General features: G+C 60.0%; 12 protein-coding genes, 1 tRNA gene and 1 riboswitch. Of the genes, 7 read left to right on the plus strand and 6 right to left on the minus strand.

Translation table 11 applies throughout. The features are described 5' to 3' along the window. Nucleotides 1-146 precede the first annotated feature (146 nt). The 3 genes from QFX07_RS07355 to QFX07_RS07365 all read left to right on the plus strand — a co-directional run bounded on the left by QFX07_RS07355 (nt 147) and on the right by QFX07_RS07365 (nt 3,429). Nucleotides 147-626, plus strand: coding sequence for a low molecular weight protein-tyrosine-phosphatase (locus tag QFX07_RS07355; RefSeq protein WP_459741162.1), 480 nt, complete (start codon nt 147-149; stop codon nt 624-626). Continuing rightward, nucleotides 623-1,291 carry a nucleoside/nucleotide kinase family protein gene (locus QFX07_RS07360; RefSeq protein ID WP_279754253.1) on the plus strand — a complete coding sequence of 223 codons (669 nt, stop codon included), beginning with the start codon at nt 623-625 and terminating at the stop codon, nt 1,289-1,291. The genes QFX07_RS07355 and QFX07_RS07360 overlap by 4 nt, the downstream gene beginning before the upstream one ends. Before the next feature lie 872 nt (nt 1,292-2,163). Further along, on the plus strand, nt 2,164-3,429 hold the full coding sequence (locus QFX07_RS07365; RefSeq protein WP_279754252.1) for a multidrug effflux MFS transporter: 1,266 nt from the start codon (nt 2,164-2,166) through the stop codon (nt 3,427-3,429). A 237-nt stretch (nt 3,430-3,666) separates the two neighbouring features. On the opposite strand, the gene QFX07_RS07370 is transcribed toward QFX07_RS07365, so the two are convergent. The 4 genes from QFX07_RS07370 to QFX07_RS07385 all read right to left on the minus strand — a co-directional run bounded on the left by QFX07_RS07370 (nt 3,667) and on the right by QFX07_RS07385 (nt 7,981). Then, complete coding sequence (locus QFX07_RS07370) at nt 3,667-4,569, minus strand: aminotransferase class IV (RefSeq protein WP_279741679.1); 903 nt, start codon at nt 4,567-4,569, stop codon at nt 3,667-3,669. A 288-nt stretch (nt 4,570-4,857) separates the two neighbouring features. Beyond that, nucleotides 4,858-5,655, minus strand: coding sequence for an energy-coupling factor transporter transmembrane component T family protein (locus tag QFX07_RS07375; RefSeq protein WP_279741677.1), 798 nt, complete (start codon nt 5,653-5,655; stop codon nt 4,858-4,860). Beyond that, entirely contained in the window at nt 5,652-7,274 is a 1,623-nt protein-coding gene (locus QFX07_RS07380) for an ABC transporter ATP-binding protein (RefSeq protein ID WP_279754251.1), read from the minus strand. The genes QFX07_RS07375 and QFX07_RS07380 overlap by 4 nt, the downstream gene beginning before the upstream one ends. A 74-nt stretch (nt 7,275-7,348) precedes the next feature. Then, nucleotides 7,349-7,981, minus strand: a complete 633-nt coding sequence (locus QFX07_RS07385; RefSeq protein ID WP_279741674.1) for an ECF transporter S component — start codon at nt 7,979-7,981, stop codon at nt 7,349-7,351. A 58-nt stretch (nt 7,982-8,039) separates the two neighbouring features. Then, nucleotides 8,040-8,140: riboswitch (TPP riboswitch) on the minus strand. A gap of 266 nt (nt 8,141-8,406) precedes the next feature. On the opposite strand from QFX07_RS07385, the gene QFX07_RS07390 reads away from it, so the two are divergent. After that, a complete protein-coding gene (locus QFX07_RS07390) occupies nt 8,407-8,637 on the plus strand; it encodes a DUF4235 domain-containing protein (RefSeq protein ID WP_279741673.1) in 231 nt (76 codons plus the stop codon). A gap of 162 nt (nt 8,638-8,799) precedes the next feature. Then, a complete protein-coding gene (locus QFX07_RS07395; protein ID WP_279741672.1) occupies nt 8,800-10,224 on the plus strand; it encodes an MFS transporter in 1,425 nt (474 codons plus the stop codon). A 200-nt stretch (nt 10,225-10,424) separates the two neighbouring features. Here QFX07_RS07395 and QFX07_RS07400 read toward each other — a convergent pair whose 3' ends face one another. Both QFX07_RS07400 and dcd read right to left on the minus strand, forming a co-directional pair. Next, nucleotides 10,425-11,705, minus strand: a complete 1,281-nt coding sequence (locus tag QFX07_RS07400; RefSeq protein ID WP_279754250.1) for a P-loop NTPase family protein — start codon at nt 11,703-11,705, stop codon at nt 10,425-10,427. A 129-nt stretch (nt 11,706-11,834) separates the two neighbouring features. Next, a complete protein-coding gene (gene dcd / locus QFX07_RS07405; RefSeq protein ID WP_279741670.1) occupies nt 11,835-12,434 on the minus strand; it encodes a dCTP deaminase in 600 nt (199 codons plus the stop codon). 153 nt (nt 12,435-12,587) lie between these two features. On the opposite strand from dcd, the gene QFX07_RS07410 reads away from it, so the two are divergent. Further along, a tRNA-Gly gene (locus QFX07_RS07410) sits at nt 12,588-12,658 on the plus strand. 352 nt (nt 12,659-13,010) lie between these two features. Further along, on the plus strand, nt 13,011-13,631 hold the full coding sequence (locus QFX07_RS07415) for a thiamine phosphate synthase (RefSeq protein WP_279754249.1): 621 nt from the start codon (nt 13,011-13,013) through the stop codon (nt 13,629-13,631). Nucleotides 13,632-13,633 lie beyond the last annotated feature (2 nt).

A 13,633-nucleotide genomic window follows, 5' to 3' on the forward strand; every position in this document is an offset into this window, starting at 1 on the left:
CGGTTCTGGTAGCGACAGCCCCGGCGGCGAGCGCCTCACCGGCGAGCGCCTCCACCCTCCCCGAGCACCCGCCTACAAAGCCGCCGCACCCCACCGCGCCCAACCACCCTCTACCCCACCGATACACTAGAACCATGTACCGAATCATGACTGTCTGCACCGGCAACATCTGCCGCTCCCCCGTCGGCGAATACCTCATCCGCCAGCACGCCCAAGAAGCCGGCGTGCCCGTCACCGTCACCTCCAGCGGCATCAGCAACGAAGAAGAAGGCAACCGCATCGACCCGCGCGCCGCCGCGCAGCTCACCACCCGCGGTATCGACCCGTCCGCGCACCGCGCCTGCGTCTTCACCGTCGGGGACTTCGACCGCAACGACCTCATCCTCGCCATGGACGCACCCCACTACCTGCGCCTCAAAACCCTCGCCCGCAACGACGAGGACAAAGCCAAAATCCGCATGATGCGCAGCTTCGACCCGAAGGTCACCACCACCCACCTGGACCAGCTCGGCATCTACGACCCCTGGTACGGTAGCGAACGCGACTTCGTGTACACCACCGACCTCATTGACGCCGCCGCACGCGGCCTCATCAACCACCTCAAGCAGGAAGGCGACGCGCAGTGAGCCAGCGTATTCCCCTGAACCAGAACCGCCGAGTCACCGGCACCACCGAAATTCTGGAACTCTGCAAAGACATGCTGCGTCTGGAGCACGGCATCGGCAACGACTTTGACATGGACACCGCCGAATTCACCGAATTCCGTGAGCAGTTCCTCGCGGACTTCGCGCAGATTCCGCTGATTATCGGCATTGACGGCCGCAGCGGCACCGGCAAGACCAGCCTCGCCGCGCAGCTTGAGCGGGAGCTCACCGCCGCCGGGCACAGCGTGCACGTGCTGCACCTGGACGACTTCTACCCCGGCTGGGACGGCCTCTTCGACGGCGTGGAGGCGTGGGACGCGCTATCCGTGCAGCTGACCGAGGGTATTGCCGGAACCTACACCCCGTGGGATTGGGAGGCGGGCGCCCCCGGTGAGGTGCGCACCGTCGACCCGGCGGCTACGCAGGTCATTATCTGTGAGGGTGTCGGCGCGATTGCGGGCGCCTGCGAGGTGCGTATTCTCGCCACCGCCCCGGACGAGGTGCGTTACGAACGCGCCATGGCTCGTGACGGTGACACGTTCCGCCCGCACTGGGAGCGCTGGGCGGCGCAGGAGGAGGCGCTACTCGCCGAAATCCCGGAGGACTACGCAACCGTGGACTTCATCTACGACAGCACGGCGCAGTAGTAGCCGCCTACAAGACAGTAGGGCCCAATGCTTTGTGTATCTCGAAGCATTGGGCCCTACGGCTATTCAGAGGCAGTTTTACTGAGGCATGGGAGCCGGGCTGGCGGATTCCATGCGGTCTTTATCCCAGTAGGTTGAGGTATTGCTCGGCGCATGAGTGGAGGCTGTGCCTTCTTTTCCATGACCCGGGTTGTTAGGGGAAAACACCGCAAGGGTTACGAGCAAGACGCAAGCTACGAGCAGCAGGATGCATAGCAAATATTTGTAATAGTGATTGCGCATCTGAGGTTGTCCCTCCGGTCGTATCGCGTGGTATGACCAACGTAAGTTATGCGGTCGCCCCGAACAATGCTTCTCAAGAATATTTCTCAAATATTTCTTCAGCGCCGGGGGCTGAGCGGCAGGCTAAAACAAACCGCTCAAGGGGCGGTGTTATCTCTCCAACGGAGCGTGGATAACACCGCCCCTTTTGCTCCAGTATGCGTAGGGTGTAGCCACGTTTGCCGAAAGCGCCCTCAGGGTGTCGTACAGACGCTCTCCGCAGCGAAGCAAGGAGAGGCGGAGCGTCTGTGCGACGGGTGCCCCTGCGTAGGCGCGGAGGAAATATGTGGCGTACCCTCCCCTAACCCATGTAGGAGCGTGGATAACACTGTCCCTTCTGCGTACCATCTGCGAGCCCGTCTCCATCCCAACCCGGCTCAAAAAATATCAAACATTTAACTTACGAAGCCACACCCAATTCTGCTACCGTGAACAAGTTGTGCTTCCAGCCTGCGCAAACTCACCCCCGGAGCGGTACCGCCGCATCCATGTCTTGTAGAGCCGCAGGCGCCGTTGCACGCGCATCACGTAGAAAGAAAAACTAAGGACTAATGTCTTCGAAGTCGACTAAGACCTCTTTCGGGCTATCACCCCTTTTCATTGTTGTTCTGGCGCTGCTGACCGCTATCGCGCCGCTCGCTACGGACATGTACCTGGCGGCGCTGCCCGCTGTTGCTGAGAATCTGAACACCACCAGCACGAACGCATCCCTGACGTTGAGCGCGTTCATGGTGGGTATGGCGCTTGGCCAGCTGATCGTGGGTCCGCTGTCGGATAAGACGGGCCGCCGCAAGCCGCTACTGATCGGTGCGGTCATCTGCTTTATTGCGACGGTGGCGTGTGGTTTCGCGCCGAATATTGAGCTGCTGATTTTTGCGCGTTTCATGATGGGCTTCACCGGTTCGATTGGTGCGGTGCTGGCGCGTTCTATCGTGGCTGATACGACTGAGGGTCTGGCGACGGCTAAGCTCATGGGCGTCATGATGATGATTAACGGCTTCGCGCCGGTGCTTGCGCCGCTGTTTGGTGGTTGGGTGCTGTCGTGGGGTAACTGGCGCGATATTTTCCATGTGCTGGGCGTGATTACCGCGGTCATGATGCTCGGCGTGATCTTCGTGATTAAGGAGACCCTGCCGGTGGAGGAACGCTACCAGGGCACCGCCCTGAGCGTGTACTCGGAGCTGCCGAAGGTGCTGAAGGTGCGCCGCTACATGGGTTTCATGCTGACAATGTGCTTCGCGTTTGGTGCGCTATTCTCGTACATTTCCGGTTCGACGTTTGTGTTGCAGAAGATTCTGGGCTTGTCCGAGACTGAGTTCACGATCGTGTTCGGTGTGAACTCGATTGGCATTGTGCTGTTCAGTGCGATTGCGACGAAGCTGGTTGGCCGTGTGGCGCAGCGCCGCATTGTAAACATCGGTGTGGTTAGCCTGCTCGTGGTGTCTTCGCTGCTGTTGGTTAGCTTCCTTGTCGGTATTTTGCTGGTGCCGACGCTGATTCTGTTGTTCCTGCTGACTAGCTCGTGCGGTCTGATTTTTGGTAATGCTTCGGCGTTGGCGTTGAACGAGGCGCGCCACATGGCGGGTAGTGCTTCGGCGGTGATGGGTACGGTTCAGGCGATGCTGGGTGCGGTGGCAGCACCGCTGGTGTCGATTGCCGGTGAGCATGAGTACCTGCCGATGGGCTTCTCCATTCTGGGTTTCGCGGTCCTGACGGCGCTCGTGCTGTGGACTACCCCGCGTAAGGATTCGGACTACTCGGCGGACGGTCTGAGCCACGGCGCTAGTGAAGGTCACGGCGCTCCGGCGGGCCACTAACCTGTTGCTGATTTTTGTATAGCTAAAGCCCCGGCTGGGCGACCCGCTAAGGGTTGCGCATCCGGGGCTTTGCTGTGCCCGTGCATGGGCGCAGGGGCTGCCGCGTTTTCCGGAAGCACCCTCAGGGTGTCAGCCCGGGCGCTCTCCGCAGCGAACCAAGGAGGGGCGGAGCGTCCGGGTGACGGGTGCCCCTGCGTAGGCGCGGAGGAAATATGCGGCGTCCCTTTTCTGATGCGTTTAGCTCTGCTGCGCCAGGTAACTCAGTAGCGTAGCGGTCAGCTCCGGGTCATGCGCCAGCGCCGTACCGTTCAGATGAGTCACCGGCGCAATCAGACGCACCGACGACGCCAACCACACGCCGTCCGACTCAAACAAATCCTGCGGGTAGAGCGGACCGAAGCCCAGCTCCCAACCAGCCTGGCGTGCCGCCTCAAACACCGCGCCCTGCGTGGTGCCGGGGAGGATACCGTGGCTCGGCTCAGGCGTGTACAGCACCTTCTTGCCGTCCTCAATCTTCGCAACCAGCACTGAGGAGGTCGCGCCCTCCAGCACGCGACGCTCATCGGTGATGAAGATAGCGTCATCCGCACCGCGCTCCTGCACATACCGCAGGACCGCCATGTTCACCGCGTAGGAGAGGGTCTTCGCGCCACCCAGCAGCCACGGGTAGGCACTGTTATCCATCGGCTCGTGGCCGCGCGGCAGCAGCATCGCCTTCACACCCTCGGTGCGGCGCTTCACGATAGAGGCGGGCACCGGCGACGCCATAATCAGCGTGTACGGGCCCGGCTGCATGGAAGTCACCGCCTGGGTGGGGCCGCGCGAAATAATAATCTTCACGATGTGTTCTTCGCCCAGCGCAGTCTCGGCACCGGCGGTTGCCTCACGCATGAGGCGTTCTACCGCCGAACGCAGAATCTCAGGTTCCGGGTCAGGCAAATCCAGCATGCGCGCCGACGACTCGAGGCGGGACAGGTGCATGCCGAGCTTACGCACGCGGCGGTTGACGGACAGCATAGTCTCGAAGACGCCGTCGCCGCGGGTGAAGCCCTGATCATCAACGCTGATGAGGGGCACGGACGGGTCAACGAAGATGCCCTGAGGGTTCTGCTCGTTCAGAAGAATTACGGTACTAGACATAGTTTTATTGTACGTTTGCTACTGGTTCCTGAAAGGGCTCGGAGGGTGCCGCGTTTTCCGGAGGTGTCTGTACCTTCCTGAAGCGACATCAGGGTGCCCGAAGCGAAGCGAGGGCGGGTCCCCTGTAGGAGCGAAGGAAGGGGGCAGGCGCTTCCTTATCTATGTCCCAGCGCGGGAGGACGGTATCGTCCGTAGTGACATCAGGGTGCCCGAAGCGAAGCGAGGGCGGGTCCCCTGTAGGAACGGGGACGAATACCGTCTCCCAAGCGGAACCAGAAACGGAACGAACTAGCCCCAGAGGAACTGGATCGTACCCGCCGCAATAGATGCACCGTACGCAACAGCGATAATGATGGCGGCTGCAATGCTCACGTGCACGTCACGCGGCGAATAGGAGGGTACGCGCGCCCAGGTGCGTTCGCCTGCGCCGAAGCCGCGCGCTTCCATGGTGATAGCCAGGCGGGAGCCTCGGCGGATGGCCTGCACGAGCAGGGCGAAGCTCTGCCCGCCGAAGGTTTGTGCACGTCCAATAAGGGACTGGCCTGCACCGAGTCCGCGGGCGCGTCGTGCCTGGCCGAGGGCGTTCCACTCAGCGAAGAGAATACCGACCAGGCGCAGGGCAGCGACGGTTGCGAGCACGAACCGGGAGGGCAGTTTGAAGGTTTGTGCGAGGGAGTCACCCAGGTCGGTCGGGTCGGTGGTGAGTACAAACGCGAGGGTGGGTAGGACCATGGCGAGGGAGCGGATCATCATGGCTGCACCGACGGCGGCGGAGTCGGTGGTGATGCTGTTGAAGCCGAGGTCGAGAATGGTGGTGCCGCTTTTGGCGCTGAGCATGGCGACGGACCAGCCGGTGGTGATGACGGCGATGAGGATGGGCCAGAAGCGGGCGAGAACGTTGACGGGGCGGAATCCGACGAGGATGAATCCGAGCAGTTCGAGGGCGAAGAGGATGCCGGAGGTGAGGGGGTCGCGCACGATAAGTGCGGCGATGATGAGGGTGAAGGAGACGATGAGTTTTACGCCGGCGTTGAGGTTGCTGAAGTAGCTGGTTCGGTCGATGGTGCCGAAGAAGTCGGTGTTCATGCGTTCTCCTTTCCGGGGGTGGTGAGGGCGGGTAGGGTGATGTGATTGCCGCCGAGTGCGGCGGTGTAGTCTTCGTCGTGGGTGATGGAGATGACGGCGGTGCCGTTGGTGAGTAGTTCGCGGATGAGGTCGACGAGTTCTGCCCAGGTTCGTGCGTCTTGGCCGAAGGTGGGTTCGTCGAGGATGAGGATTCGTGGTGCGGTGGCGAGTGCGGAGGCTACGGAGAGTCGTCGTTTTTCGCCGCCGGAGAGGGTGAAGGGGTTGGCGTCGAGTAGGTGGGTGAGGCGTAGGCGGGTTGCAAGCTCGTTGGTGCGGGCTGCGAGGTCGTCTTCGTTGAGGGGTTCGCGGGTGAGTGCGGCGAGTCGGCGGGGGCCGAGTTCGAGTTCTTCACGTACGGTTCCGCGGATGAATTGGTATTCGGGTTCTTGGAAGACGTAGCCGATGCGGCTGAGCATTTGGGCGGGGGTCCAGGTGGGGATGTCCCAGTGGGCACTGTTTTCTCGCTCGCCGTCACCGTCGTGGTTACATAGCGCATCGGTGGCGGTGAGGGTGCCGTCGGGTGCGGTGAGGAGCCCTGCAAGGGTGAGGGCTAGGGTTGATTTGCCGGCGCCGTTGGGTCCGAGCACGCTGAGGTGTTCGCCGGCGTGCAGGGTGAGGTTGATGCCGCTGCGGAGTACGGGCAGGTCGATGGGTGCGGGTGCGGGGGTGTCGCCGAGGTGTTTAATGGTGCGTCGGCGTGCGCGTCGTTGTTTGGGGGTGGGTTGTGCGCGGGTGATGCTGAGGTTTTCGGCGCGCAGTAGCGCCTCGCCGGTTACAGCCTCGCCGCTCTGGTTATCGCTGCCGGTCTGCGGTGCGCGCGGCACGTAGTTGGGTACCCATACGCCCGCGTCGATGAGGTCTTGACGTGCTTCGGTGAGCACGGTGTCGGGTGCGCCGTCGTGGGTGATGGTGCCGCCTGCGCCGAGCACGATAATGCGGTCCATGTGCGGTGCCCAGATGCTTACGCGGTGTTCTACGACGAGTAGGGTCGCGCCGGTCGCCTCCGCGGCAGAGAGGATGCTGTCGCGTACTTCCCGCACACCGGCGGGGTCGAGGTTGGCGGTGGGTTCGTCGAGGATCATGGCGCCGGGGTGCATCGAGAGGATGCCCGCCAGGCCGAGGCGCTGCTTCTGTCCGCCGGACAGTGCGCTACTGGGGTGGTCGAGGGGTAGGTTGTTGAGCCCTACGGCGGTGAGGGCTTCGGTGACGCGGCCCCAGATTTCTTCGCGGGGTACGCGCAGGTTCTCGGGGCCGAATGCGACGTCGTTGCCGACGGTTGCCATGACGATGGAGGATTCGGGGTCCTGCTGCATCATGCCCGCGGTGCCGCGTGCTTCACCGGGTTCTTTGCCGTTGATGGTGATGGTGCCGCCGGCGGATTCGCCGTCGTCATCGTGGAGCACACCGGCGATGGCGTGCAGGAGCGTCGATTTGCCGGCACCGGAGGTGCCCAGTAGCAGGACTTTTTCACCGGGGTTGATGGTGAGGTTGAGTCCGCTGATGACGGGTTCTGGGCGTCCGGGGTGATGCCAGCTGAAGTTGTTGAGCTCGATGCGCGCCCCGCGCGGTGTTGCTTCCATGATGCTTCCTTAGCCTTTTATGTGGCTGCTGTAGTGTGCCGAGTGGTGACTTGTTGGTGGCTAGTTGCTGGTGGTTAGCGGCTGGTCTTGCCGGATGCCAGCGAGGAGAGCACACCGGTCTTGGCGAGGTTCTGCACGAGAATCCACGCCAGGAAGCCTGCGATGACTGCACCGGAGATGACGGAGCATGCTACATAGATGATTGCCTTGACCGGTTCCATGTCGGGGTAGTAGATGAAGATTTCGTTAACGCCCATGAACAGGCCGCTGAGCGCACCGGCGAAGAGGGCGACGGTTGCGTTCCAGCGGCGGTAGCGGAAGATTGCGAAGGCGATTTCAGCGCCGACGCCCTGGAAGAAGCCTGCGATCAGGATTTCGCCGCTCCAGGCGCCGCCGGTGAAGAGTACAGAGATGAATGCTGCGACGATTTCGCCGAAGAGTGCCGCACCGGGCTTGCGGATGAGCAGGCCGCCGAGGGTGCCGCCAAGCAGCCATGCGCCGGCGACGATGGGGCGGAATTCGGGTGCTGCTACGAGTGCAGTTTTGGCGGCGGGGCCGACTGCGATGTCCCAGATCCAGAAGATGACGGCGCAAGCTACAGCGATCACTGCGGCGATGACGATTTCGTTGACTCGCCAGCGCAGGTTCGGCTTCTTCGCTTCTGCTTGTGCAGGTGCCTGGGAGGTGGGGGTTACGTTCTGTGACATAGGTGGTCCTTCCGTCGTTGGAAGGGGAATGTCCTCGTCCTCTTAATGGACGAGGGCATTGAGAAGAAATTCGACTCCCTACGCCGGTACTAACCGGATCAGGTTCGAGGGTCTGCTTAGCACTCTCAGCGCCGTGGTGGCGCTCCCCTGTCGTGTGGGGTTCTTTGTCCGTACCGTTGTGGTGTGGGCGGGAACCCAGGTTTGATTGTAGGCGTGTCTGGCTGTTCATGCCAATTTGCCGCTTTTTGTTCCCTTCGTCTGCCCACATTACAGAATTGAACGGCATACAATTTTGGGATGGAGAGGCTCCCAGGCGGCACAAACGCCTTAAACCCTATACGCTAGGGAGTGGCGCTCTTTTCTCACCCAACCCCGAAGAGGTTCACGGGTAGGACGCCACATCGTATACAGCTAAGGAGATACACATGAACCCCGTCGCTAAGCTTGCTATTGCGGGTATCAACATGGGCGTAGCAGCCCTGATCGGCAAGGGCCTGAGCGCAGCCTGGACCAAGGCTACCGGCAACCAGCCTCCCGCCATTTCCCAGGAGTCTGAAGATACCCTGCGTCAGGTCATTCTCTGGACCGTTCTGACCTCCGTCGTAGGTGCTGTGGCGAGCTTCGGTATTGCTCGCCTGCAGCGTCGTTTCTTCTAATGAGATTTGTCGCCTTCCGCGCGATAGTTATGAGCTAGGCGGTACGTATCTTCACTCGGTACGTACCGCCTGGCGTTCCATTTTCAGCACGCCCGCTCTACTTCAGCCGGCTTCATGCCACCGGTACGCTGAAGCTTCGCCTCGGCATCTGAAAGCACAACTATGACTATTTCTTCTCCTCGCCCTAAGGCGAAGGCTCCGCGTAGGGTCATTGACCACGCACACAGCCGCCGCTCGGTCACCTCCTGGGTCATGTGGGATGTTGGTTCCTCGAGCTTCGACTCGATTATGACGACCTTCATCTTCACCGTGTACCTGACCAGTAGCTACTTCGGCACTCCCGAGGAGACCTCCTCGGCGCTGTCTTTGGGTCTGACTATCGCCGGTTTCCTTATTGCTATCCTGGCGCCGGTCACCGGTCAGCGTAACGACAAGTCTGGCCGCGGCATCTTCTGGCTCGGCGTGAACACCATGCTGCTGGTCAGTTCCATGGCGGCTTGCTTCTTCGTGGCCCCCACTCCACAGTACCTATGGTTGGGTGTCACCCTGATTTCTGCTGCGAGCGTATTCAGCGAGTTCGCCTACGTAAACTATAATGCCGTGCTGCCGCGTATCTCCCATCCGGAAAATATCGGCAAGATTTCGGGCGCCGGATGGGCGGCCGGCTACATTGGCGGCATCCTGGCACTGGCTGTGGTGCTGTGGGGGTTTGTGCTTACCCCTCAGGTACTCGGCCTAACCACCGATAATGCCCTGAATATCCGTGCGGTTGCGCTGTTCGCTGCCGCCTGGTGTTTGGTCTTCTGCCTGCCGCTGCTGGTGCGTATGCGCACCCGCAAGCGCTTCCTACCGGAGGTGCTGCCCACCCGCGAGCTGCGTTTCCTGGAGCTGGGTCTGGAGCATTTCTCCCCGGCTCGTCAAGGCGGCCTGCTCGCCTCATATAAGGCGCTGTGGCGCACGATTCGTCGCTTGAAGATGACGTCCCCGCAGACCCTGTGGTTCCTGGTGGCATCGGCAGTGTTCCGTGATGGCCTGTCCGGTATTTTTACGTTCGGCGGTATTCTCGCTGCGGGTACGTTCGGTTTCAGCACTTCCAATGTGATCCTGTTCGGTATTGCCGGTAGTGCTGTCGCCGCAGTTGGTGCTATTCTGGGCGGCTACCTGGATGACTACCTAGGCCCGAAGGCAATTATTGTTATCTCACTGGTCGGAATTATCTTGGCGGCTACCCCGCTGATGTTCTTCCCTCAGCCTGGCGTGTTCTGGGTATGCGCCCTGTTGCTGTGCCTGTTCGTGGGCCCGGCACAGTCGGCCTCCCGCACCTTCCTGGCTCGCCTTGCCGAGCCTGGCACTGAGGGTGAGCTGTTCGGCCTGTACTCGACCACCGGTCGCGCCACCAGCTTCCTGGCACCGATGCTGTTCGGTTTGTGCGTGAGCATCATGGGAGCACAGATTTGGGGTGTGCTCGGTATTCTGATTGTTGTGGTGGCGGGTTTGCTCCTGTTGCTGCCGGTGAAGGCGCCGGGCGCATTGCGTGTGCGTGCTGCTCGCCGTGAGCAGAAGCGCCGCGACAAGGCTACCCAATAAGGCCACCCGGTAAGGTTGCTCGGGTAGGTGCCGCGGGTCTAAGCGTCCTGCAGACCCCACAAACGCAACCTTGCAAACGCAATTCCGCGAACACAAAGGGAGGGGCGGGTAGAAGAATTATCTTCTACCCGCCCCTCCCCTGTGCTTAAGCAATGCTTATCAAGCGGAGCTCAGAGAGCTATGCCAGAGAGCCGCAGTGGCTAGTTCTCCACCACGTCGTCCTCATCGTCCAGAACCTCATCGCTACTCAGCTGAACCCAGGTTGCGTCATCAATCAGCGGATCATCAATCGCACGGACCCACAACATCAAACCAGCCGCCAGGGCTCTCAAGTTCTCGTCATACGCCTCAGCAGGCAGGCCCTCAAAAATCCCAGCCAGACGGGCAAACAGGTCATCGTACGAAATGTCGCCCTCAGCCTGCAGCCAGCACTCAGCCGCAAAATCAGACAGCTCATTCAGCTCAGTATCACGCAGCAGCAAGAACGGGCCGTCCTCACCCACACGCACACCCGAAGTACCCGGCATACGAGACACCGCAATCGTACCGTTCAAGAACACACCCGGCAGGTAATCCTCAACCGTGTACTTCTCCAGCTTCTCAACCTCATCAGCATTTGGCAGCTCACCACCATTCAGCAGATCCTGAACCAGCGGCAGAGTATCCTCAACCTCCGAGTACACCAGACGCCACACGCCACCGCAACGCTCCACCAGCTTAGCCAGCGACACAACACCCTCAGGGTGACGCGCCAGACCCGAGCTCTGCTCACTCAAGAACACCAGAGCCTCATGCAGCGGAACACGCTCAAAATACGGCTCAGAAGCCGACTCATTACGAGAAATGAACACAATACGCGACAGCTTATAGCTGAGGTCATCACGATCAACCACGTTCAGACCCAAATCCACCGGGTTCTGCTGATCCTTCGGCGCATTCGGGTCAACAATCACAGACAGCGGCTTCGGATACGGCGACACAACACCCTCATCTGAAATAATCGCCGTCTCATCAGTCAGGTACGCAAGCTTCGAACCCAAGAAACGCGATGCAGTCGTCTTACCGCTACCAGAAACACCCACCAGCGCCACAGCGCGCTTCGACTCAGGGTCACCAATAACAGCCGCATGCAGCATCACACCGCGACCAACCAGCTGCTCAATCATCGCCAACGTAATACGGCTCGTCAATTCCTGCATACCCGCGTCATCATTATCAACACGCAGTGTCGACACCTTATCAAACGAACCCATCAACGGATTCGCCAAATCCATCACCGACTCATCAGTCGGTGCATGAACCAGCATCACCTGATCAAAACGAGACAACGAAGCATACGCCTCATCAGGAGTATCAAAAAACTCCGGGGTAAGAGGCTCCCACGCCTTCTTAAAACGCTCCACAAAAGAGTCCGACATATCGATCAGACACAAAGGAACTTCCGCGCCAGCAACACGCAAAACAGCAGGCTTCAGATTCATCAAAAATCCTTAGAGAGTGAGAGATAAAAACCCGCACGCGAGTGAACGCACGAGCACACAGGTAAAAAACCGCCCAACGCAGGCGCACAAACACACAGCCTGTACACCCGCACCCCAAAGCGGGAAAGACTAAGACTCCACAGAACCGTCCGTAGGAATCATCGTCTGATGAAAATTCAAATAACTACGCGAAGCAGTCGGGCCACGCTGACCCTGGTAACGGTTACCATACGCACCAGAACCATACGGATGCTCAGTCGGGCTACTCAAACGGAAGAAACACAACTGACCAACCTTAGAACCCGGCCACAACATAATCGGCAAAGTCGCCATATTCGACAACTCAAGCGTCACATGCCCAGAAAAACCAGGATCAATAAAACCAGCCGTAGAGTGAGTCAGAAGACCTAAACGACCCAAGGACGACTTACCCTCCAAACGGGCAGCCACATCATCAGGCAGCGTCACCTTCTCATACGTAGAGCCCAACACAAACTCACCCGGATGCAGAATAAACGGCTCATCAGGAGCCACCTCCACCAGGCGCGTCAAATCCTCCTGCGGCTGAGCAGGATCAATATGCGGGTACTTATGGTTATCGAACAGACGGAAGAAACGATCAATCCTCACGTCCACACTTGCAGGCTGAATCATCGACTCATCGAACGGTTCAAGAACGATGCGCCCATCAGCAATCTCTTGACGAATATCGCGATCTGAAATAAGCACGCTTAAAGGATACCTGGCAAACACCACCCACGTGCAGGCATCCACTAGCCTCAGCACACAGTCCTACATCACATTTCAACCCCGACACCCCGCGCACAAACAGCCGCAACACATTTCACGCCTGACAAGCAAGCGCGCTACACTGAAAAAGATGCGGCTGTAGCTCAATGGTAGAGCGCACGCTTCCCAAGCCTGATACGCGGGTTCGATTCCCGTCAGCCGCTCTCCTCAAGCCTTCTACCCCACGGTAAGAAGCTTTTTGCGGCTGAGGCGGGAATCGCTTCCAGGTGGAAATACATTCCCTCGCACGCTCGGGATTTCCGCCCTCCAGCCCGTCAGCCGCTCTCCTCAAGCCTTCTACCCCACGGTAAGAGGCTTTTCTCATAGCCTCGACGGGTTGAGGGGTATGTTCCTAGCTCCTGCAGGAGCGAAAGAAGTGTATAGCGCGCCAAGCACACGCACATCAAAAAGCTTGAAGATTGTTCAATTCAGCACACAGCTGTGCTACTCTGGCCACAGAAATTCAATGAGAGATTTTCTCAAAAACATCTACTTGACGACGAATCGTAGACCCGCATGAACCGCGAAACGCACCCCTACACCACCCCCTCAACCCCCCTCGATCTGAGCCTTTACCTTGTCACCGGAGACAACCCCCTCGAAACCGTGAAGCAGGCACAACATGCCACCTGTATTCAGGTTCGCTCCAAACCCATCAGTGCGCGCGAGCTCTACCAGCTCGCCGAAGCTATCGCCGGCATCATCCAACCCCACCAGACTCTGCTCATCGATGACCGTGTTGATGTCGCCCTCGCGTTGCGTGCCCGCGGCGTGCGCGTTGACGGCGTGCACATCGGTCAAGACGACCTGCCCGTAGCCGACGCCCGCGCCCTCCTCGGTACCGACGCAATCATCGGTCTGACCACCGGCACTCGGCAGCTCGTCGAAGAATCGAACAAGATCGCGCACCTGATCGACTACATTGGCACCGGGCCATTCCGCCCCAGCCCCACCAAGCAGTCCAACCGCCCGCCCCTCGGCATTGATGGGCTCCGCGAACTTGCCGAACTGTCCGCCGTACCCACCGTAGCTATCGGCGACATCACCCCCGAAGACTGCCCTGCCATCCGCACCACCGGAGTCGCCGGAATCGCCATGGTCCGCGCCTTCGTCGACAACCCCGCACTGCAGGCATAGCC

This window comes from Rothia similimucilaginosa, from assembly GCF_029850985.2.
Taxonomy (GTDB): domain Bacteria; phylum Actinomycetota; class Actinomycetes; order Actinomycetales; family Micrococcaceae; genus Rothia.